Below are 24,427 nucleotides of genomic sequence, written 5' to 3' on the forward strand. Positions count from 1 at the left end.
TTTAAAATGAGAAATTAATCCCTCCGGAGAAGGACTTGAAGATGGGATAGGAATCCAAAGCTTCCTGTTCCGGGTCGTATTCATCAAATCCGGAGATAACAAAGAGATTGGTACCATTCACAAACACTGTGAATCGTTCAATGCCTATTCTGGTTGTTAAGGATTTAGGAATTACATAGCTGATATTAACATTTTTCAACCTGATGTATGCTCCGTTTCTTTCCCAGAAAGTAGAAGGTCCATGTCCATTTTCAATTTGGCCCCAGTTGTTTTCTGCCCTGGGGTATCGACCATCGGGGTTATCGGCCGACCACGAATCTGTCCATAGTTCAAAGTACGGTCTGGCCTGCTGGAAAACTCCTCCGGATCTCGTGTTCCGCGTAGAAACATATTTGTCATAAGCGCCTACACCCTGGAAGAAAACATCGACACTAAGGCCTTTCCAGCGAACATTCCCAATTATCCCGTAATTTATTCTGGGCGCAGTATTTTCAGAAAGTATAGTTTGATCATTTTCATCGACCACACCATCCGGGCCCTCCGAAAAGTTGGGTCCTCTTATATCTTCGAATAATATTTCGCCCGGTTGAGGTACTCTTCCAAACTGGGTGAAATTCTCCGGAAGATCCTCAATTACCGATTGGTCCCTGATAATGCCTCTTGACAAATAGCCAATATTCCTATCATCCGGCCTCCCGATTCTGCTTTGAAAATCAGCAATACCCTCTGCTTCGGGCCAGGCTATCCACTCATCCCTTGCATACCCCATATTGGCGCCCACGGAGTAATCAAAATCTCCTGCTTTCTTTCGATAATTAACAGCAATTTCAAAACCATTGATTTTTCGCTCTGCAACATTGGTAGAAGGAAGACTTGAGCCAAAAGTTCCGGGTACTGTCAGTGTCGGCGGGGCAAGTATATCAGTGATGTTGTTTCTAAAGATATCGAAAGTAAAATCCAACTTATTATCGAATAAACCCACATCAAGTCCGGCATTCCAGGTAGTATGGGTTTCCCAGGTAATATTCGGGTTTGGGGTAGCAATCTGCGGGCCTATACCATCCCTTAAACCACCCTCAAATACATAAGAAGACGCCCTCACAAAATTATTTTGAAACTGAAATGGCGCAATCGGACGATTGTCATCCCCGTCAAAGCCGGTCTGGCCAAAAGATCCTCTTAATTTTAAGTTACTAATGGTTTGAACACTAAAAAATTCTTCTTCAGAAATTCTCCAGGCTGCTGATACCGAGGGGAAAAACCCAAACCTGTTACCTTCCGGAAATTTAAATGAACCATCGTACCTGAAGGAAAACTCGGCTATGTACTTGTCTGCATAAGCATAGTTCAGGCGTCCCAAATAAGAAAATCTCCCTGTCATGCTTTCGCCTCCATTAAATGTTCTGCGTTCCGCACTATTACTGGCCGAGAGGATCTGATCTATACTTGTCGACAGCAGCTCGCTTGCCGTCCCGTTAACTCCTTTAAAATCAGACTCCGCCTGCTCAAATCCCAGTAATGAGTTGATGCTATGATCACCAAAAGTATTATTGTATCTTATAAAGCCATTTATTTGATAGCTTTCCGTAAGGCTAAAAAATTCATCTATACCTTCAAATGACCTGCCGAGATTGTTTACCACATCCTGGCTGCCATCGGTAACCAACGGCGCTAATCTAAAACGGTCTACCCCGGTATTTCCCACAGTTTGTAAAAGCAAGCTCCGGTTGAACAGCACAAAATTCTTTTGGTTTCTGGTATCCTGACGGTAATTTCCCTGAATATTGGCAGATAGTCCTTTAACCTGAGGGATATCTATGTTGAGGTTTATAATACCATTGAAGGTATTGTAAATAATCCTTCTATATGCGTCATTGTTTACTATTTCTGCCGGATTAAATCCCCACCCGGGCTGAATGACAGACACAGCTTCCGGATCATCAGATGAGCTTGGAGTCCCATCGAGCCTGGAGTAAAAGGGATACAATCTTGACAAATTAAAAGTAGCCCTGTAAAAGTCAGATACTTCAAACCCTTCTCCATTATCCCCATCAAAAGGCCAGTAAAACCGATCGGTCTCCCGTCTGTTTCCGCTTATATTAGTAGATAAAGTGACATTATCAGTAATCTTGGCATCTACCTTAGCCCGAATATTATACCTGTTAAAATTCGTATTTTCGTACGACCCTTGCGCTTGGTTGAATCCTGTCGAAAAAAAATAGGTTACTTTATCAGATCCCCCACCTACACTCAAATTATGTTGCTGTGAGGTGGGGCTTTGCCAAATCTCATCATTTACTGTACGGTAATCTATGGTTCTGGCAAAGTCCAGAACATCATTGCCAAAAGGAGGTGTAAAGTTGGGATCCGGATTTGGGCTGGCAAGGTTTCTATGCGTGGCCACATTATTCATAAAGATAATTTCTTCTTCGGCGGAATAATCTTGCAGTGGTTTAGTCAGAGAATTCGTCGTAAAAATATTACTATAGTTAAATACAACTTTGCCCGGTTCTCCACTTTTAGTCGTTATTACAATTACTCCCCCCGACGCCCTGGCTCCATAAATGGCGGCAGCGGCGGCATCTTTCAAAACAGTTACTGTCTCCACTTCGTTGGGATCAAGTACATCGAATTGCGCTTTGTCGCTGATCACGTTATCAATCACATAAAGCGGGTCAACACCTGTACCTCTAATGTTAATGGAGGAATTAGCGCCCACCAGACCGGAATTTTGAATAATCTGAACGCCGGGAAGCCTTCCCGCCAGGCTGTTCGATAGCTGAGATGTCGGTATGGATTGGATCTCTTCGGCATCTACAGAGGCTACGGCCGAGGTAAGACTGGCCTTTTTCTGCTCCCCGTATCCCACTATTACGACTTCCGATAATGCGGAGATATCAGGGTTTAAACTTATGTTTATCACCGTTTGGGTTCCAATTTCAACTTCTTCGATTAAATACCCTACATAAGAAAATACCAATGTTGTTGCATCGTCAGGAGTACTTATTTTATAATTTCCATCAGTATCGGTGATAGTTCCCGCATTAGTATTTTTGACTAACACATTGACCCCTGGCAGTCCTTCCCCATTTTCATCGGTCACCTTACCCGAAATCTCTTTCTCAAAAATGATTATCTCCTCAACCAATGGATCTTTCTTGGTTCTTTTTACTATATGAATAACGTTGTTCACTCTTTTGAAACCCAATCTGGCTTTTTCGGACATTTGTCTCAACAGATTAGCCAATGATTCATTGGAAACATTTAAGGAAACCCGTTTGGAATCTTTGATAATGCCATTCGGATAGGCAAAACTAAAATCAGTTAATTTTTCAATCTCTTGAAGTGCTTCTTTTATGGTGATATTTTTTAATGCTACGGATACATGAATATCTTCCCAGCTTGCCTGCTGACTGTAACTACTGCTTGCAATCAACATGCTTGCAAATAAACATTGCAGTATGATACCGTAAAATGAATATTTGGTCACGATATAAGCTTGTTGTAAAAGTCTTAACTTCATATCTTTGTATAGTTTGGTGATAAATTATTGTCATCGGATTTTGATACTTTAGAAAGTCTTTTTCTGTGGCCAAACAGTTGAATACGATTTTCTAAAGTGAACCTTAAAGCTAGTTGACCTGGTCAACTGGCTTTATTTTTTCAACTTGTATCATTCATGATTTATCTTTTATTTAATAATTACTGTTTTATGCTGTATCTCAAATTTGAAGTCAAGTGAAAAGCTTATTCCTTCTAAGACCGTTTTCAACGACGGGTCTTTGTAAACCCCGGTAAAGCGTTCCTGAATTTGACCGGGACGTTGCACATCGAAACTTACCCCATACCATCTTTCAAGGGTCTTAATAATATCGTCAAAATTGCTATTGTTAAAATAGAGTGTATTCTCTCTCCAGGCGAGTTTCTCCACAGGATCAAATGTGGTCTTTTCAATACTTCCATCTGTGCTGTTGTATATGACCATTTCTGTCGGAAGTAATAATATACTTTCTGAGGCAGGCGAATTTCCCGATACCCTGACCTTTCCGGTAAGTAGCGCTACTTCAATATCCTCGCCAACGTAAGCTTTTACGTTAAATGAAGTGCCCAGCACATGCATGCTTAATCCATTTGTTTTTACAATAAATGGTTTTAAGGTATCTTTTCTTACTTCAAAAAAAGCCTCCCCTTCTAGTACAACTTCACGACTCGCGGAAGAAAACTCATTTGGAAAAGTTAACTTACTGTCTGCATTTAACTTAGCGATAGACCCATCAGGTAATTTGAAAGTCGTTTTTAACCCTTTGGGGCTTTCCTTTTCAATCTGTGTAACTATCGGCTCAGCAGGGAATGGTTCTCTATATGGCTCCTTAAAAACATATAGGTAAGTAAATAAGACTGATATCAGCAAGACCGAGGCAGCAACCATGGCCCTTTTCACACGCATGGGTACGCCTGATTTTTTAGTGTGATCTACATTGGAATTTGTTAATTTGGGGCTCTCATCAATATAAGCGATGAATCTTTCCAGTTCGGCATGCATTTCTCCGGATTTTAATTCGATATTTTCTGCATGCCGGGATCTTATAAAATCAATGGCAAACTGAACCTCTTTCAATTTATCAGGGTGATCTTTTATCCAGTGTTCCCAATACATTCGGTTTGCTGCCCCAGGGTTTAACACAAACTCTCTGAAAGAATCGTTGTTAACAAGATCGAATATTTTTGAATAATCTTCCTTCACAATAACTATTTAATAGTATGTATAGTTTGAAGGAGGTTTGTCCCGGATTTTTTTGATTTTTTTTGTACTGATAAAAAATCTCCTCTAAAGAGCAGGCGTCAGTACTCAAAAGTATTTTATTGACGAAATGAATGTATTATTACATTAGGTGGGAAGGGATTTGATTTTAGTTAAAAAGAAAAAAAACAATGGCTGCCATCGACTCTTTCAAAACTTTCAGGGCTTCATGCACGATGTTTCTAACAGATTTATATTTTAGTGAGGTCAGTTTTATGATTTCATCGTAACCCAATCCTTCATAATATTTTAGCTCCAGAATCTGCCTTTGCCTATTAGTAAGTTTTTGCATGGCGACTCGTAACTTTCTTTGGTCCTCTCTTAATGACTCGCTACGAATAAGCTCCTGTTCAAAGGAAAAAATAAGTGCTGTCTGCCGCTCACTTTGAGTAGCAGCCTGCCCGTTTCTGCTTTTCTTTTTGAGCTGTGTGTACAGTGATCTTCTGAGGTATTCGTGAAGGTAGGAATTTACATGGGTAACGTCACAGAGTAAAGATCTCTTTTCCCAAAGATTGCAGAACATTTCGTGTATACAATCCTTGGTTAAATCCGGATCCAGAGAAAGCTTTATACCGTACTTATAAAGCCTGGGGTAGAAATTTTCATAGATGGTTGAAATAGCCTGTCTATCTCCTTTCTTGAAAGAGATCCAAAGTTCTTTTTCATTTTGTCCCTTGAGCGGACCTTTCATAATATGCCACAGAAGCCCATCACTTCTTTCCTATTTTCCTAAAAACAATAAATTAACCTCCTTTATACATCAAAGTATATCATTCAACTATATTAAATAAAGAACACAGGCAGAGCTCTTCCTTAAATTGTTTTACAATTTAACAAAATCTGCTGATAAATCTAAAAAGAAGACAGCACAAAACGCCAAAAGCCCAGGCAAGGGCAACTTTCATCACAGTCGCAGGTGTTTTTGATGAAAGAAGTGGCTTTTCATAGATTTTTATTTCCATAATATAATAAAGGCTGCCTCAATTGTTTTTGAGGCAGCCTTATCTAATTTTTTGCCAAATAATTTAAATTGCCTTTTCTACAACCAACCCGGGTTTTGGTTTAAATTATCATTAAGTTGGATCTGATCCAATGGCAACGGAAATAAATATTGCTTTGGATCAAACGTTCTGCCATTTACAGGATCCGCAATGATGAACCCATCTTGATCAACTTGAATATCAATCCCTGGTGTGAGATCTGCGTTGGGCGGAGTTGTTTCGAACTCACTCCCGACATATTTTACCCCTCTTAAACTCACCGGCAGTGCGTTTTCGGCTTCTTTCCATCTCCTGAGGTCGCTTAACCTAAAACCTTCATAGGCCAGTTCAACGGTTCTTTCACGCCGAATTTCTGTTAACATATCCAAACCATTCGCAGTCACAAGCGCATTGGTTAGGTGAGACAAACCTACCCTGTCCCTGAGTAGGTTAATAGTCCTGTCAAGATCTGCGTCTGAAATGCTTCCATCCCTTTCAAAAAGGGCCTCTGCAAGGTTTAACAGTACCTCACCGTACCGGTATTCCAGGTAATCATAAAAACATTGCCCTAATTGTGAATTCAGATTGTCTGACAAGAATTTACGTGCTCTATAACCGCTTTTGGTAGGGCCATTATTACCTCCGCCGATTAAGGGTATCACTGTAACGTCAGTTCCCAGATAATTGAAAACGGTGCCCGGGACAAATACTGTCTGGGCTAACCTTGGATCTCTTTCCTGGAATTCAGAGGCCATCAGGTCATACCCCTGGAACAAGGGCGATTTATCGATAGGCAAGCCATCGGTACATATATACATATCTACCAACTGTTTAGTTGGTGAATTGAACGCGGTTTCAACAAATCTCGTGGTATTATGAAATATATTGAGACTTTCATTATACCTGCGTCCCAGGATATTTTCTTTACTGTTCACTCCGGCTTCCAGGAAAAGGTTACGATAGCTTTCCGCAGTTCCCATATCCGTATACAGACCATACTCTCCTGAAGCGATCAATGCTTCGGCGGCTTCAATGGATTCTCCAAAGTATTCGTTGGCCTGGGCTCCACCGAGATGATACTTTGACCAGGTACCTTCAAAAAGCGCTACCCTTGCTTTCAAAGCCAATGCCGCTCCCCGGGTTACCCTACCTTTTTCTTCGGCAGGTAATTCGCTTTCCAGGGGCAGGCGGTCCGTTGCCCAGCCCAGGTCTTCCAGGATGTAAGCTACCACATCTGCCCTGGGAGACCTTGGCGCATCCAATTCTTCCGCATCCAGGTTCAATACCCGGGTAATGAGTGGAACATCACCGAAAGTACTGATCAAACTAAAGTATGCCCTGGCTCTGAAAAAGCGCGCTTCTCCCGCATAGCGGGCCGTTTCACCCTGTATATCCACAGCATTTTCATAATTTTCCGTAAGCCGGGAAGTGGCGCGGATCATGGCATAATTATCATCCCATGAATCGGAATTTTGAGGAATGAGGATATTGCCCCCACTGATATCATTCGGACCGGCGCCCACGGTTATGTCCGAGTCCTGGTCGTATCCACCGTTGTCGTGGGTAATTAAACTAAAGTAGAAATCATTTGCTGCTTTTTCAAAGTCAGAAGGCACCTTCCAGAATGAGACGTCAGATATGGTAGAAGGCGGGATCAGGTCCAGGTCCTTATCACAACTTGCCATTAACCCTAAGGACAACAGCAGGACATAAAACTTTATGATATTGATTTTCATTTTTTCTCCTTAAAAGTTAACAGTCAAACCAAAAGAATACCGCTTGGTGAAAGGATAGAAATCAGCTTCCCCATCAGTATTTTCTGCATCATACCCACCATCTACGTCATCTATGGTAAAGAGGTCCTCTCCGCTGAAAAATATCCTTGCGTTTTCTATGCCTACGCCAGCCAGTAAGCTTTCAGGCAAAGTATAGCCGAATGTGATGTTCTTTACCCTCATATAGGCGCCGTTTATGCGTGTGTTTGCAGAGGGTTCATAGTTCCAATGCCGCTGGCTGCCTGTGGTTAACCTTGGATACTTAGCGACCGTATTTTCCGGTGACCATGTATTCCCATAGAATCTTTCAAGTGGCTGCCACCAAGGTGACGTAAACGGGAACCTCCATTGGTCAGTATAAAATATAGTCCGTTCTGCTACACCTTGAAGAAATACACTTAAATCAAATCCTTTATAACCTATGCTGGCATTTAATGCGTAGGAATACCTCGGAGTATTATCTCCGAGATTAACAATGTCGGCATCATTTCCTTCATTATCCACTAAAGATATTCTACCGTCCCCATTAAGATCGCGATACCTGGCATCCCCTATTTCAAGGTTTGCGGGCACTCCATCTAATTGTTTATAAGCATTGAGCGCTTCCTCGGTTTGAATAATGCCATCAAATTCATAACCAAAATAGGTATTCAACGCATAACCTTCCCGGATTTCATTTAGGCCTAACTCCACAAGGTTCCTTCCATCCAGGTCTGTCAGTGTATTCCGGTTATCACTCAGGATACCGGTGATGGAATAAGATATACCCGAGTTAGTTCTATCTGCCCAGGTAAGGCTTAACTCAAACCCCCTGGTTTCGAGGGAACCTATGTTTTGAGCAGGGGCATCCCCTCCCAGTACCGACGGAAGGTTTACCTCGAGCAGCATATTATTGTTTTCTTTTTTGAACCAGTCAAACGATCCTGAAAGCCTGGAATCCAGCACGGCGAAATCCAGCCCGATATTGGTGGTTTTGATATCCTCCCAGGTTCTGTTTTGTGATACGATAGCCCTTTCACTGGCACTCTGTGACTGTACACCATCTCCGAAAGGGTATGGTTCCCCGAAATTTATCAGGGCAATGTAATCATACAAGTTTTGATTTTCCGGATCTAAACTTTGGTTGCCCGTGGTACCTTGAGAAAAACGTACCTTCAGGTCATCGAATATACCCAGATCATCCACAAACCTTTCTTCCGAAGCCCTCCAGGCTAAAGAATAGCCCCCGAAATTACCCCATCGCTGTAATGGTGAAAATACAGAAGTGCCGTCCCTTCTGAAATTTAATTCTACAACGTAGCGTGAATTGTAAATATAAGTCGCCCGGCCAAAAAATGACCGGATGGCCCAATCTGATGCACCGGCATTATTAAATTGCTGACCGGCATCCCCCAGGTTGAGTGTAAAAAGTTCATTTTGTGTGAAGTCCAACCTTTCGGCCGAGAAAAACTCGATGTTATTCTGCTCGTGACTGGCTCCGGCAGTAATACTTACCTCATGGACATCGGCAATTATTTTTTTATAATCTATGTAACCGGTTAAGTTAGCATAGTCACGCTCACTTAACCCCCTGGAAGCCCTGCTACGATTCACACTAAACCCTTCTTGTATGTCATTATAGGAATACCGGGGAACGATATTAACCAAACTGTCATCCGTTTTTATGTTACGGTCAAACGCCAACTGGCCGTTTACGCTTAGTCCGTCAATAATTTCGTAGGATCCGGTAATGTTCGCTCTAAGCACTTCACTCATACCTGTGATCTTTCCTACTTCTTTTTCCAGTAACTGTCGTGGGTTTCCAAACCCCCATTGTGTTAAAAATTGCCCGGATTGCGTCCTGACGGGAAACCATGTAAATATCTTGTTCAATTGGTCCAGTACAACATCCGCCCCAACGCCAGGGCTTTCCGTTTTTTGATTAATATAACTGATCCGGGTATCAAATTTTAGCTTATCGGAAATATCGAAACCATAATTCAGTCGCACATTAACGCGCCTGGAATTATCGTATGCGTCACGGAAGATACCTTTAGTATCCTGGTACCCTACGGATACATTGTACCTGGAACTTTTCGAACCTCCCGATACATTGATGTTATGGAATTGCTGCGAGCCATTATTAAAAACCTGGTCATTCCAGTTTGGTTCGTTATAAAACAGGAAAGCTGTACCGAGGATCTGATCCGGATCAGCGCCTGCATCTATTTTTGCGATTACATCTTCAAGGGTACTATTTCCGACATTCGGATCGAAGAACTGGGGATTTGCACCGGCATTGGTTTTGGCCTCCCAATCCATTTCAACCCACTGCCTTAAATCGACCCGGTCAAGCAGGTTGGAAACCTCATTGATACTAAAGTTGGCGGTATAGCTTACTTTTAAAGGTTGTCCGTTCCCGCCGCTTTTGGTTTTTACCAATATTACACCTCCGGCTGCCCTTGCCCCATAAATAGCTGCTGATGCATCTTTGAGCACGGATACGGATTCAATATCATTAGGATTCAATAAGTTCAGGTCACCTTCTACTCCATCAATTAAAACAAGCGGTGAGTTACCGCTATTTACCGAAGATAGTCCCCTGATGTTCAGGGAGTAGCCCTCATTTCCCGGTTGCCCGCTACTCCTTGTGATCGTTAGGCCGGGCACCGTACCTTGCAAACCGTTTATGGCATTGGTGATCGGCCTTTCTTCCAATATCTCACCAGAGATCTGTCCTACCGCTCCGGCTACTGTTTTCCTTTCCTGTGTACCATACCCCACCACTACTATCTCCGCTAAGGTAGAAATGTCCGGTACCATTTGAAGATCAATAATGGTCCTTCCACCAATATCGGCTTCTTCTTGCAAGTAACCTACATAGGAAAATACCAACGTAGTGGCATCATCAGGAACGCTTAACAAATAATTCCCATCGACATCGGTCACCGTACCCTGGGTGGTTCCCTTGATCAGCACACTTACACCAGGAAGGCCCACACCATTTTCGTCGGTAACAGTACCTGAAATTTCTTTTTCTAACAATAATTGCCCCGGGAACTTCTCCGTAAGCGCTTGGCCCTTCTTACTTTTCCTGCTCACATGAATATTATCGTTAATCCTCTGAAACCCGAGCCGGGCATTTTCAGATATAAACATCAATACTTTGCCTAGTGATGTATTCGCCGCATTGAAATTTACTGTAACCTTATCATCTACCTTATTATGATGATAGGTAAATTTAAACTGTGTCTTTCGTTCCAAATCTGAAAATGCCTGGGACAGGCTCACATTGTGCCAGGCAATGGAAAGCTGAATTTTGTGGACACTTTCCCTCTGGGCTTTTCCCTCTTTCGCCATCAATACAGTAAAAAAGAGTGTTTGAAGGATCGTGCCGTAAAGTAAAAGTTTCGACATAAGCAATATTTGCCTAAATAGATTTAAAATCATAATTTTGAGTGTTTTAGTGAATAGTTTACTTACTAAAATGCCGCTTTAATTATTCCGGATCTGACAATAAGAAATAATTAAGGCGGGTCAGCCGGATCCTCCAAGGATCCGGTTTTTGTTTGGTTAGCTTATATTGAGTTACATAATTTTGATGTTAGGGTTATTAATTGTCTTTTATCGTTACTTGTTTTTCATTTATTTCATAGGTGAAATCAAATCCGGAACCGTAACGGATCCCTTTTAAGACGTTTTCCAGTGACTCATTTTCAAAAACACCACTAAAGGAGCCTTCAAACATTTGCTGCCGCTCCATCATAAATTTGACACCATACCATTTTTCTAATCTTTTGACTACCTCATCAGAACCTGCTTTGTAAAAGGTTAATCTATTGTCAACCCAGCCAAAAACCCTGTCGCGATCAAAGGTCCCCTTAGCGATATTATTATCAGCGTAGGTGACCATTTCATCCGGTTCAAGCATGATGGCGTTACCATTTTGATCGAGCACCGAAACTTTACCACTTACCAAGGCCACTTGAATATCTTTATCCTGCAAATCATTTTTCACATAAAAGGAGGTTCCCAAAACCCGCGTAGTAATATTTCCGGTTACCACCGAAAAGGGCCGGTTTTCATCTCTTTCTACTTCAAAAAAGGCCTCACCTTCCAGGTATACCAACCGATTACTATCTGTAAAATGCTCTGGGTAGCGTAAAGCGCTTTCAGCATTCAGCTTTACAAGAGTGCCATCATCAAGCTTAAAGGTAGCTTTTCTGCCAGCAGGATTACTTTTCAAGGTATATGCAATTTCGTTCTGAGTCGGTTGTTCAGTTCTCGATAAATGATAGTAAGAAAAAGTTGCTGCTAAGATAATAATAGCGGCAGCCGCTGCCCGAATAAGGGTAAAACGGTTTTTAGGTTTTGAACCCAAGATGACAGGAGTACTCTTTTTTTGCCGAATGTGTTCCAAAATATCTTTCTTTTCTCCGGAAGAAAGCTTATACTTTTGCTTGTATCCGGTGGATTGAATGATTTGCCTGGCTGTTAAAACGGTTTCCAACTTGTCCGGGTGATCGCGGATCCATTGCTGCCAAAATTCATCGGTTTCTTTATCATAATTTTTGACCCATCTTACAAAAAAATTGTCTTTCAAAAAGTCATATTCCGTATAGTCTTCGTATTCCATATGGATTTTTAATCAGTTTTTGACTACCACATATTGGAAGAGAAAAAAAAAGTGATTATGACCCCAAAAATTTTATTTTTTTTTGAAAATTTCTCAAAAAATTATCGGGACAAGTAAGGAGGCAGGTAAAAACTGCAGATATACTATTTAAATGTAAGGATAAGGGTTGACTTTCAAAATTTAGCCCTCTGTGCTCGTGAACAGTTTAAATCAAAAAAAGTGACATCAATAAAAATATGAATTTTTCCGCCCAGTGTTTCCGTATCTTTAGTTGCTTCCTCATTGACGCTAAGGCGCGGTAAAGAAGCTTTCTGGCAGATTTAGCATTTTTTAACGCTAACAATTGGGCTATTTCCTTATAGGTAAACCCTTCATAAAAATAATAGATAACGGCTTGTCGCTGTCTTTTGGAAAGTTTGTTAATGACTGTTTCAATCCTTTTTGCCCTCGTTTCTGTTAGTTGATTATTGATCAAATTTAATTCCGGTGACACTTCTACTTCAAAACTCCTGTCATCGTTACAAAGAGAAAAATGGACATGTTGCTTTTTGAGTTTAAGCTTACATATGATTTCCCTTCTCAAGGACACATATAAGTATGCCTTGATAGAATTGACATTACCAAGCTTTTTCCCATAATGATTTAATTCTATAAAGACATCCTGAATGGCGTCTTTTACCAGCTCACTATCTTCGATAAGGTGGCAGCCGTAATTGTATAAATAATCGATGTATTTGTTGTAAATGTAGGAAAAGGCCTCCGGGTCACCGGATTTAAACGCCTTCCAAGCTTGTTTGTCATGTTTAATCTTTGATCCCTGGTAACAAATAGAAACGTCTTCATCCAATGATGACGTGTAATACAGGGAATTATATGTTGAGTTAGTTTTCAACGATTTGAGCATCATTCTAATTTTATCAGAAGCAATTTATAAATTTTCAGAGAGCAGAACTACTATTTTACTGGCTTTATTTTCTATTTTTTTTGCATGATTTTTTTTGATTTGTGACTGGAAACTGTTTATTGAAGGGACTCTGCTATTGAAGCAAAATATTTATTTCTATCTCCTCTTGATTTCGTATGATTGTCAGATCTATCCGGCCTTTCCACATCTCCCCCTGATAGAAATCCATCAACTGAGGTATATTGGACGTCTTATGGTCATTAAGTTTTACAATGACATCATTTATCCTAACTCCTTGCTTCTCTGCCTGTGAACCGGCAGGTAGTTTTACTACCAATATGCCATGTCCGTCTTGTAAACCGGCCGCAGAATCAGGCAGGAGATTATAGTCTATTTCTTCATGGTAAATAGGAAAAAAAGAATAAGCGTACGAGATATAAGAAATTTACTCCTGTGAAAGCTCAGAATAGTAATCAACAAAGTAGGTTTATCAATCATCGGACAATGTTTGGCTTGATGAAATCTCTATTCATCAAATAAGGCATGAAATATAAGTGGACAAGTAATCATTCTTGTGAAAACTATTTTTCTATAAAAAAACAGTCCTCTCTGCAGTTAGACAGTAATAGCCTGTCAAAAATTTTAGATTTAAAAATAAATTTGCTAAATTGAGTTTAGGGCATTAGCCCTAAATATGGAAATCTATAATTTCTATTGTATTAACAGGCAATTTTTAAACATTTAGTGATGATCATATTGTTTTGGAGGCCACTGTTTTCTGAAAAAAATCAAGATAGATATTGAAAGGTGTTCTTAACATAGCGGAAGACTCTCACGAACCAATCAAAGTCAATAAGAATCCACTAGCACAAAAAACGAGTGATTCTTTTCTCACTGCATCTGATACAGAAATCTGGTCGGCTTTAAAATCCGGAAACCATGAAGCCCTGAGTTTTATCTATAATAAATATATTCATCACCTGTTCCGTTTTGGATATCAGCTTTCAAAAGATAAAGACCTGATAAAGGATTGTATTCAAGAAATATTTATTTCAATCGCTAAGACAAGCGATATTGGGAAAAAGGTAAGTTCAATCAAGTCATATCTTTTTAAGGCCCTTTATCGTGAAATTGTATACCGCCGTAGTCAAAACCGGAAAACCGAGCTCATCGATCCAATCGAAAATCACTTAGCCTTTACAATTGATATTTCTGTTGAATCACGAATGATCAATCATGAAAGCTTAAAAGAAAAAATAGCACAAATAAAAAAAGAGCTCAACAAATTACCTGAAAAACAAAGGCAACTAATCCTTCATTATTATTATGATGGACTCACATGTGATGAAATAGCCGAAATAATGGGATTCAAGCACAGAGGCACTGTTTCTAAGCTAGTTAAAAGAGCATTAAATACACTTCGGAAAAATGTTGGGGCTTGTTGCTTTCCATTCTTATCAGGTTTTTTTTAACCTTAATGACCTTACCGGTCAGGAACTGATGGTAAAGAAATTTGACTATACGTTTCATAACCATCCTCTTTTTTGGTGTAAGTCGGTTTGATTTCTTCAATGACATGTGAATCAGAATAGGTTTAATACTACGCTGTTTGAGGTAATTATTCCCGTTAACTCACTTGTTTGCTCAACCTCTACATCAAAGTTTTAATAAGCTTGTCATTTTTTTAGGAAAAGTGGCAACAATGGAAAAATTATTCCTCTTTAAGTGTATAGCGCATTAAAAACCGCAGAGGATGGGATTATGAAATACGAGGATTATTCAATTTGGGATTTTATCGAAGACGATTACTTCGTTGATTGGGTAAAAAATCCTAATAAGCAATCTGACCAGTTTTGGAAAGGGTGGTTGATACATAATCCCCATAAAGCAGAAGTTATAAAGGTAGCCAGATATGTATTGACTAACATTCAATACGCAGAAACTCCTCAACCTACAGATCATGAACTGATAGACATTTTTGAAAATATATTGCTGGGTAGAAAGCAAGTAGAAAAGCCAAACTTTGCAAACAAATCTATTCCCATTCATCTGTTGCGTTATGCTGCCATTTTATTGATAGCAATTATTAGTACTTCTGTTTGGTATTTGGTTACAAAATATGATCCCGAAGTTAAGAAAGAAGCCCGAATTCTTGTAAAAGAAACTCCAAGGGGTATGAAATCTACCATTTGGTTGAATGACGGGACAAAAGTTATTCTTAATTCTGAAACGTCTTTAAAATACCCGGAGTATTTCTCAGACTCGGTAAGACAAGTGTATTTGATAGGAGAGGCCTTTTTTGAAGTCGAAAGAGACAATTCCAGGCGGTTTATTGTGGTTTCTCAAAATATAAAGACAGAAGTGCTGGGAACTTCCTTTAATATAAGGTCATACCCCGGCGAACCGGAAATCAAAGTAGGAGTGATCTCAGGTAAGGTAAAAGTGACTAATAACTCAAAATCGAATTTTTCACTTGAACATCAATTATTATCCAACCAAATGTCTATTGTCAATCTTCAACAAAAAATTGCCCATAAACGGACCTTTTACCCAAAGGACGCAACTGCCTGGAAAGATTGGATATTGAAATTCAAAAACCAATCTCTAAGCGAAATTTTTAAGGAGATAGAAAAATGGTATGCAGTAGATATAATTGTTAAAGACAACTTGGATTTAGAACAGTCGTATTCAGGAAGTTTTGAAAATGAAAATTTACGAGTGGTGTTAGAAGTGTTAAGTCATAATGCAGATTTTAACTATAAGCTATCGGGTAAACAAGTAACTATATCAAAATCAAATTTAAAATGACGATGAAAATTACACCAACCATGTTCGATGATACGAGCTGAAAAGGTGCTTCGATTAACAGGATCAGTTTCCACGCATTTCCCAAAATCGAAGCACCTAACTAACAAAGCTTTTAATAAAATTTAATCAAAAACTTATGTAAGAATGAATTCAAATTTACGTAAAAAAATCAAAATTGTAAGCCGGGTTACACTATTAGTAATTCATATTCAATGCCTGCTTTGTGCAATACTGTTAGCCAATAATGATAGTACCGCACAATACCTGAAGGACATCCGGTTGTCTGTGAACTGGCAAGATGCGGATATTGGTGAGGTGATAGACGGATTAAATGAAAAGACAGGATTCACTTTTTTATTTAATGACCGGAAAGTCAGTAAAATTAAAGGGATCACTTTAAAGACCGAAGATTCTTCCCTGGAAGAGATCTTAAAAAAATTATCGATAGACAAGAAACTTCAATTCAGAAGAGTAAATAATACAATTTCCGTAAAGAAGTACAATAATCAAAAATATTCCGGACAAAGCAGGGTGTTTGGTTTGAAAGATGTTGTGATCTCCGGAAAAGTAACTGATGAAAACGGACTGGAGTTACCCGGAGTGTCAGTTTTGATAAAAGGATCTACTGTTGGCACTACTACTAATATAGAAGGAAACTACAAACTTAATGTTCCGGAAGGTGCGATACTGACTTTCTCATATGTAGGCTATGTTACTCAGAACATTGCAGTAGGTACCCAAACTGTTCTGGATGTAATCATGGTGGCTGATACTGAACAATTGGATGAAATTGTTGTAGTCGGTTTTGGTACTCAAAAGAAAGAAGCAGTGGTCGGTGCGATGAGCACAGTTAAGCCTGCAGATCTACAAGTTCCTGCCAGTAATCTGACCACCGCATTAGCCGGCAGGGTTTCAGGAGTAGTTTCCTACCAGACCAGCGGAGAACCGGGAGCGGACAATGCTCAGTTTTTTGTTCGGGGTGTCGCTTCTTTTAACGGACAGAATGGCCCGCTTATTCTAATTGATGGGGTAGAGTTGACAGTAGATGATCTAGCCAGGTTACAGCCGGATGACATTGAGAGTTTTTCAGTTCTAAAAGACCCTACCACAACCGCCATTTATGGCGCCAGGGGCGCCAATGGTATTATTCTGGTAACAACAAGGACCGGTGAAGATGGTCCGGCGGTTGTGAATTTAAGAGTAGAAACATCTTTGAGTGAACCGGTTTCTTTAATTGAACTGGCTGATCCGGTTACGCATATGCGACTACAAAATGAGGCGGACCGTACCAGGGGCGAAGTTCCAACATTTGCAGAAGAACAAATAGCCGGTACAATCAGAGGCGGAGATCCTAATATTTATCCCGTCACAGATTGGTTTGAGGAGTTGTTTAAAGACAGGGCAAGTACTACAAGAGTGAACCTGAATGTAAAAGGGGGAGGGAAAAAAGTCCGATACTATGTGGCAGGCTCTTTTAATAAAGACAATGGATTGCTAAAAGTAGATAAGACAAATAATTTCACCAATGGCATCAATTTGAGAAGGTACTTATTGCGATCCAACATCAACATAGACTTAAATGAGTCTACTGAGATGATTGTCAGATTGCATTCCACCATCGATGACTATAGAGGACCGTTGCAAGGCGGTAATGCTATATTCAATACCGCAGTACGCACAAGTCCTACAAGGTTTCGGGCAGTGTACGATCCTGATCCTTCTTTGATAGGAGTTCCACACATAACTTTTGGTAACGGCATTCCGCCAAGGGGTATTTTTGGTGGAATTGATGATGAATCGCCTGTTTGGTTTAATCCTTATGCAGAACTTCAGCGGGGGTACCGGGATACAAGAAGACAATTGTCGTTGGTACAATTGGAATTTAAGCAAAATTTGGGAAGTATATTGCCGGGCTTGTCAGCCCGTTTTTTGGGGAACGCTAACAGTACATCCTTTTTCGAAAACAGGAGGGCCTACGAACCTTTTTTTTATCGGATAAGAAGTTTTGATCCCTCTACAGAGCAGTACACGTTAATACGTACGGCGCTAAATTCAGGGGACGAGTCGCTCCAACTTTTCCCAGGTAATGAAATTACCAATTCCGTATTGTATATGGAAGCTGCGGTGAACTACGGACAAACTTTTTCGGAAAAACACAACGTTACCGGTTTATTAGTATTCACTGCACGTGAATTCTTAGACGGCGATGCCTCCAATGTTCAATTGTCCTTACCCAGCCGTAACCTGACCCTGGCAGGAAGGTATAACTACGATTACGATAATCGCTATTTTGCTGAATTCAATTTTGGGTATAATGGCTCGGAAAGGTTTGCTAAGAACAATCGCTTTGGGTTCTTTCCTTCATTTGGGGTCGGCTGGCTGGTTTCAAATGAATCATTTTTTAATTCCAATGCTATAAGCAGGATGAAGCTGCGGGCGTCTATGGGCTGGGTTGGAAACGACAACATAGGCAATACAAGGGCAGACAGGTTTTTTTATTTATCCGAAGTAGATCTTTCCAACGCCGGTAACGGAACCGTCTTTGGGGAGCAATTCAATGAATTCATACCTGGTGTTAGCATTACAAGGTATGCCAACCCATTGGTGACCTGGGAAGTGGCCATGAAAATGAACTTAGGACTTGAATTGAATTTTATTGAGGATGCTATTCAGTTCAGGGTGGATGCATTCCAAGAAACCCGGTCCAGTATTTTGCAGCTAAGGGAAGACATTCCTTCTACACTGGGCTTGCAGGCGCCGCTGCAAACTAACGTTGGGGAAGTAATAGCTAAAGGGATCGATGCTTCCCTGGACATTAACCATTATTTCAACAATGATTTTTGGATAACCAGCAGATCAACTTTTGTAATAACGGACAATGAATTTGCTGTATTTGAAGAACCGAATTATGAAGCTATAGGCGCACCCTGGCGGTCTAACATAGGAAATAATGTAAACGTGACTCAGGGGTATATTGCAGAAAGGCTTTTTGTCGATGATGATGAAGCGCGCAACTCGCCGACACAGTTCGGTGTTCCGGGTGAAACATATGGAGGTGGGGACATCAAGTACAAAGACCTGAATGGTGATGGTGTCATTAATGATCTGGACAGGGCGCCTATCGGTAAGCCCACCATACCTCAGATTACGTACGGTTTTGGTTTCTCGGCAGGTTATAAACGATTGGATTTCAATGTGTTCTTCCAGGGGCTTGCCGAAACATCTTTCTTCGTCGATCCGGTTAGGACAGGCCCATTCATCAATACTGTGCAAGAGGCAGGCATTAATGCTTTTGGATCAGGTAATGGCCTGCTCAGTGAAAATGGAATGTTACAAGCTTATGCAGACAGTCATTGGTCAGAGGAAAACAGAGATGTATTCGCTTTGTGGCCAAGACTCTCTACGCAAATCATTGAAAATAATATCCAACCCAGTACCTGGTGGTTACGTGATGGCTCATTCCTACGGCTAAAGCAAGTAGAGATCGGGTATAATTTTTTTAAAAGTGGAGAGGGAAACAAGCTTGGAATTGCCAATCTCAGGGTATATGCATCGGGCATAAACCTTACCACCTGGAGCAAATTTGATTTGTGGGATGCCGAATTAGGCGGTAACGGGTTGAATTACCCTTTACAGCGTGTGTTTAATTTAGGTGTTCAGATTGGGTTTTAAATAATAAGATTTATCATGAAAAAGTTTATAGTAAAATTAGGGACACTTTATATCCTTCTTTTTGTTGCACCTTCCTGCAATGAATTTATAGATGTAGTTCCTGATAATATAGCAGTAATTGAGGAAGCTTTTGATACAAGGAACGCTGCGGAGCGCTTCCTGGCGACTTTATATGGTTACCTGCCTGACTATAGCAGTGTATTTCAAAACCCGGCCCTTACGGCAGGAGATGAGATCGCTGTAAATCTTGGTGTGAGCAGGGATTGGCCTGGCCGTATCATTGGTATCGGAGGACAAAATGTAGGCAGCCCGTTAATGGGGCATTGGGGAAATCAAGGTACCATCTCCAACATGTTTATCGCTTTGCGTGATTGCAATATCTTCCTGGAGAATATTGACAGGCCATTTGATTTGCAGGATTTTGAAAAGAAAAGATGGATAGCAGAAGCTAAATTCTTAAAAGCATACTACCATTTTTATCTCATGCGTATGTATGGGCCCATCCCCATCATCCGTGAGAATATGGAAGTAAGTGAAGAACAAGATGCGGTAAGGGTAAGCAGAGATCCGGTCGATGAAGTGGCCGATTACATTGTAGCGTTGTTAGATGAAGCCATTGTAGATCTACCGGAAACAATTGAACAGACCAATGAGTTTGGAAGAGTATCCAAACCGGTGGCGGCGGCCATCAAAGCCCGTACTTTAATGACAGTAGCCAGCCCGCTGTTTAACGGTAACACCGATTATGCTTCATTCAATAATAATGATGGAGAGCCGTTAATCAGTCAATCGATGGACCCGGATAAATGGACGCGAGCTGCAGCGGCTTGCAAAGAGGCCATTGATTGGGCTGAACAGACAGGTCACACACTTTATGAGTTTGCCGGAGCTCCGGATAGTTGGTCCGACTCTACGATCCTCAAATTATCAATACGGGGGAGTGTCACCGAGCCGTGGAATAATGAAGTGATATGGGGACTTGCCAGTTCACCTGTTGCCACGCTTCAAGTATGGTCACAGCCGCGCATCAATCCCGGGTTAAACTTTGAGACCGGGGAGAGTGTCTTACAATATTATTCTTCTTCTTTTAGAGTAGCTGAAATGTTCTATTCGGAAAGTGGGGTTCCCATTGAGGAAGATCTAAACTATGATTACGCCAACAGGTATAAAACGGACATAGCAGGCGATGATCACAGGTATTATATCCGGGCTGGTTTTGAAACCGCCAAGTTGAATATGAACAGGGAGCCCAGGTTCCATGCATCACTAATATTCGATGGAGGTATCATGATGGGTAATGGTGTGACAGAAGACGAAGATGCCTACTCATTGAGCGCAAAAGGTGGAGAGCGTGGCGGACTATCTATTGGCGTGCGGTATCCATTAACGGGCTATCTCCCGAAAAAACTGGTTTATTATACGAATTCCCAATCAACAGGAGCCGTTCGTTATAGTCTGACAAACTACCCATTCCCTGTTGTGAGATTGGCAGACCTGTATTTATTGTATGCAGAAGCGCTAAATGAAGCCAATGGCCCTGCTCAGGCATACGAATGGATCGATAAGGTGCGTAGACGTGCCGGTCTTAAGGGCGTGGTTGAGTCATGGAACGCTTCCTCAAACAGACCAAATAAACCGGCTACCACTGAGGGTTTTCGGGAAATCGTGCAACAGGAAAGGATGATTGAGCTGGTATTTGAAGGACAGCGTTTTTGGGACCTTAGAAGATGGAAACGGGCAGTTGAATTCCTCAATAGTGATATACGCTCATGGAATGTATCAGGGGAGACCACTCAGGATTATTACAATGTCATCACTGTGGGGAGATATAGTTTCCTGTCCAGAGACTATCTGTGGCCTATTGCTCAGTTCGATATAGTCAGGAATTCCAATTTGGTCCAAAACCCCGGTTGGTAATTTCATTAACCTAAAGAAATATAATTATGAAAAGTAAAATAGTTTACCTCTTAACGGCATGTTTGTCTATGCTTTTTTCTTGTGAAGAAGACGACAGAGGACCTCTGACAATAGATGGAACAACTCCCGGTGTAGTAACGGAAGTAGTTGCAACCAGCCTTCCCGGGGGGGCAAAAATAACCTATAAAGTTCCGGATGATAATGATGTGATGTTGATCGAGGCCTCCTTTAAAAGGAATGGACAGCGTATCACCGCAAAGTCCTCCGTATATAACAATTTTGTGATCATCGAGGGTCTGCGTAGTGTGGAACCTCAAGAGGTAGCGCTTGTTACCGTGGATAAAAGCAATAACCGGTCAGCCGCTGTATCGGTCACTATCACTCCGGGAGAAGCGCCTATTGATAAGCTAATCAAGTCTTTTGTATTAAGCGCTAACTTTGGTGGACCCAGGTTAGATTTTGACAATTCGGATAATCTGACAGCCGAAGTACTGCTATATGAATTTGATCAGGATGGGAAAGGTACTTTTAAGCAGTCTTTGTTTATTGATGATAACAGTAAATCATTTCATATTTTCAAAGGTTCTGATCCGGGGATAATTACTTATGGTTTAGTGGTGCAGGACCGGTGGAATAATGCTACCGATACCCTGAAGGCCGAAATAACCGTCTTTGAAGAAGTGCTGCTGGATAAGTCAAAATTTAAAAACCTTGGTTTTGCAACCGACGCACCTACGGCTTATGGTGGATCGGTAGAAGGCCTTTGGGATGGTAACTATTCAAACGTTACCAGCGGGGGATATCATAGTGATGCAGATAATATCCTTTTTACGATACCACCCTATACTGATGAATATTTGTTTATTTCCATTGATATGGGTGTATTGGCTAAGCTAAGCAGAATGAAGTTTTTTCTAAGAGCAGGACCAGATAGATTCTGCTGCAATGCTCCTTACGGGCATGGCGATCCAAGGTACTACGAAGTTTGGGGAACAGATAAACTTCCGGAAGGAGATCCTGATGGAGAATCCCTGGAAGGATGGACCAGGTTAATTGAGAATGGTGAAGTCATTAAACCTTCAGGTCTGCCATTGGGGCAACACAGCAATGAAGACCTGGCCAAAGCTGCATCCGGAGAAGATGTTGACTTTGATCTGGATCTCTCCCCGGTACGGTACATCAGGTTTGTTTGCGGTAAAAACTGGAATGGAGGAAACTTTATTCACATGACAGAAATGGAGTTTTTCGGAGAATTACAAGAGTAAATCGCAGGTATGAAAACAAAACTATTTCACCTGATCCGTTCAGGCAAAGAATATAACATTAGTAAAGAAAACGATGATGAATAGTATAATAAAAACAATAAATCAATGGGCAGGTCCGGTCATATTTACCATATTCCTCCTTGCGGCTTGTCAATCCCAGGAAGAAACATTCGGTGAATTTTCATCTTTAGGAGAAACTACTTTTATAGGTAAACCCGATACGGTAGTTACAAACTCGGGAAATGAAAAGATCAGGGTATGGGTAGCCATTAATGCCGACCCTAAGATTGAGAAAGGAACCCTAAAATCGGTGAACGGAGAGATAACACATGAATTCGAGGTTGTTCGTTCTGAAAATGGCAGGGATACGGTCACTTTTGATTTAGATGTTCCGGAAGGCGAGTATACGATGCAGGTGATTTTATCGGATGCCAATGGTGAGAACCAATCACTACCACTGGAATTTACTGCTAATGTTTTAGGGCCAAAGTATATAGGGTCATTAATAAACAGAAGTGCGACAAGTATTGTATTTGACAATGCAAGTGAAAGCGCTGTTATTTCCTGGACTGATTCGCCCAAAGATCTGAAATCAACCGTCCTAACCTACGATACCTCTGACGGTACCGAACAAGTGATTACAATTGCCAACGCTGATACACAGATTACAATCGATGATTTTAAAGCGGATGGAACTTTCAATGTAAAATCCACTTACAGGCCCCCGAATACAATAGAAGACTTTGTTGTGGAAGAGGCAGCGATAAATAATTTTCCTAAATGTAATTCAACAGCGCTTTTGACTCTTTCCGATGAATCGATGGATTTTGGCCAGGTGAATAATGGTGGAATGGCCAACGGAAGTTTTACCATACAATCAAATGATTGTTTTTTGAGCGATATCTCTTTGACCCTGGATGTTTCAGAATTTTTCCAAATATCTACCGGTATGGCAGGTCCTTTTGAATCATCTTTATCTTTATCTGATATTAGCGCAGAACAAACAATCTATGTTCAATTCAACGCTAACTCCGGAAGAAATCAAGTATTTAATGCAATCATAAATGTTTCTGCCGACAATATTGCCGCAGATTATTCAATTTCACTCTCCGGAGAAGAAATTGGAAATGCTATTTCAGGGATACAGCGTCATCCGGTTGAAATGAGGAGTTGGGCAGGCGCTATTTTTACCGATGATATTGGCATTACGGCATTTGGCGCTGTTGTTGAAAATCTTTGGGATGAAGATGATGCCAGTTTCATTCACTCTGAGCTGACTTCTTTACCCCAGGGCTTTTTTACCATTGATTTGGGAGCTGATTTTAGATTGGTCGAAATCAGTTGGAATGGCAGAGCTGATTGTTGTCACGATAGAAGCCCAAAGGAATATCAGTACTGGGGGTTACCAGGTGATGTCGACCCTTCAACTGCCATTACTACCACTCCTTTAATTGGCCATCCCGAAAACTTAATGGATTGGGGACGGGAATCTCTTGCAAAAGGATGGATCCCTCTGGGAAATTTTGAAGTGGCTGAAAATACAACTGTTTTAAAAGTAGATGAGATTAAAACCAGTTTTGATGTGAGGTATGTAAGGATGGTTATCGTTGATTCGTTTGGAGGAACCTATTTAAGTTTAGGAACACTGGATTTTAAGGTGGATTATGGGAACTAATCTGCTTTTACGCTC

Annotated in this window: 14 protein-coding genes; 6 read left to right on the plus strand and 8 right to left on the minus strand. The window is 40.9% G+C overall.

Features of this window, described 5'->3' with window-relative positions:
- Position 1 precedes the first annotated feature (1 nt).
- The 8 genes from AC04NP_RS05630 to AC04NP_RS05665 all read right to left on the minus strand — a co-directional run bounded on the left by AC04NP_RS05630 (position 2) and on the right by AC04NP_RS05665 (position 13,520).
- On the minus strand, positions 2 to 3,523 hold the full coding sequence (locus AC04NP_RS05630; RefSeq protein ID WP_482858533.1) for a TonB-dependent receptor: 3,522 nt from the start codon (positions 3,521 to 3,523) through the stop codon (positions 2 to 4).
- 168 nt (positions 3,524 to 3,691) lie between these two features.
- Positions 3,692 to 4,744, minus strand: a complete 1,053-nt coding sequence (locus tag AC04NP_RS05635; RefSeq protein WP_482858534.1) for a FecR family protein — start codon at positions 4,742 to 4,744, stop codon at positions 3,692 to 3,694.
- Positions 4,745 to 4,910: 166 nt separating this feature from the next.
- The gene (locus tag AC04NP_RS05640) at positions 4,911 to 5,492 is read right to left on the minus strand and encodes an RNA polymerase sigma factor (RefSeq protein WP_482858535.1); all 582 of its coding nucleotides are present in this window, start codon (positions 5,490 to 5,492) and stop codon (positions 4,911 to 4,913) included.
- A 348-nt stretch (positions 5,493 to 5,840) separates the two neighbouring features.
- The gene (locus AC04NP_RS05645) at positions 5,841 to 7,517 is read right to left on the minus strand and encodes a RagB/SusD family nutrient uptake outer membrane protein (protein WP_482858536.1); all 1,677 of its coding nucleotides are present in this window, start codon (positions 7,515 to 7,517) and stop codon (positions 5,841 to 5,843) included.
- Positions 7,518 to 7,526: 9 nt separating this feature from the next.
- Complete coding sequence (locus tag AC04NP_RS05650; protein WP_482858537.1) at positions 7,527 to 10,952, minus strand: SusC/RagA family TonB-linked outer membrane protein; 3,426 nt, start codon at positions 10,950 to 10,952, stop codon at positions 7,527 to 7,529.
- A gap of 196 nt (positions 10,953 to 11,148) precedes the next feature.
- On the minus strand, positions 11,149 to 12,171 hold the full coding sequence (locus AC04NP_RS05655) for a FecR family protein (RefSeq protein WP_482858538.1): 1,023 nt from the start codon (positions 12,169 to 12,171) through the stop codon (positions 11,149 to 11,151).
- Positions 12,172 to 12,376: 205 nt separating this feature from the next.
- Positions 12,377 to 13,063 carry an RNA polymerase sigma factor gene (locus AC04NP_RS05660; protein WP_482858539.1) on the minus strand — a complete coding sequence of 229 codons (687 nt, stop codon included), beginning with the start codon at positions 13,061 to 13,063 and terminating at the stop codon, positions 12,377 to 12,379.
- Between the two features lie 145 nt (positions 13,064 to 13,208).
- Positions 13,209 to 13,520, minus strand: a complete 312-nt coding sequence (locus AC04NP_RS05665; RefSeq protein WP_482858608.1) for a PDZ domain-containing protein — start codon at positions 13,518 to 13,520, stop codon at positions 13,209 to 13,211.
- A gap of 355 nt (positions 13,521 to 13,875) precedes the next feature.
- On the opposite strand from AC04NP_RS05665, the gene AC04NP_RS05670 reads away from it, so the two are divergent.
- The 6 genes from AC04NP_RS05670 to AC04NP_RS05695 all read left to right on the plus strand — a co-directional run bounded on the left by AC04NP_RS05670 (position 13,876) and on the right by AC04NP_RS05695 (position 24,412).
- Complete coding sequence (locus tag AC04NP_RS05670) at positions 13,876 to 14,547, plus strand: RNA polymerase sigma factor (protein ID WP_482858540.1); 672 nt, start codon at positions 13,876 to 13,878, stop codon at positions 14,545 to 14,547.
- Between the two features lie 289 nt (positions 14,548 to 14,836).
- Positions 14,837 to 15,883 (plus strand): FecR family protein, encoded by a 1,047-nt coding sequence (locus tag AC04NP_RS05675; RefSeq protein WP_482858541.1) that lies wholly within the window; start codon positions 14,837 to 14,839, stop codon positions 15,881 to 15,883.
- Positions 15,884 to 16,027: 144 nt separating this feature from the next.
- The gene (locus AC04NP_RS05680) at positions 16,028 to 19,555 is read left to right on the plus strand and encodes a TonB-dependent receptor (protein ID WP_482858542.1); all 3,528 of its coding nucleotides are present in this window, start codon (positions 16,028 to 16,030) and stop codon (positions 19,553 to 19,555) included.
- A 15-nt stretch (positions 19,556 to 19,570) separates the two neighbouring features.
- Positions 19,571 to 21,472 (plus strand): RagB/SusD family nutrient uptake outer membrane protein, encoded by a 1,902-nt coding sequence (locus tag AC04NP_RS05685; RefSeq protein ID WP_482858543.1) that lies wholly within the window; start codon positions 19,571 to 19,573, stop codon positions 21,470 to 21,472.
- 26 nt (positions 21,473 to 21,498) lie between these two features.
- The gene (locus tag AC04NP_RS05690) at positions 21,499 to 22,737 is read left to right on the plus strand and encodes a DUF5000 domain-containing lipoprotein (RefSeq protein ID WP_482858544.1); all 1,239 of its coding nucleotides are present in this window, start codon (positions 21,499 to 21,501) and stop codon (positions 22,735 to 22,737) included.
- Between the two features lie 73 nt (positions 22,738 to 22,810).
- A complete protein-coding gene (locus AC04NP_RS05695) occupies positions 22,811 to 24,412 on the plus strand; it encodes a DUF4998 domain-containing protein (protein ID WP_482858545.1) in 1,602 nt (533 codons plus the stop codon).
- The last annotated feature ends 15 nt before the right edge of the window (positions 24,413 to 24,427 follow it).

It is taken from the genome of Agaribacillus sp. DX54, from assembly GCF_056858335.1.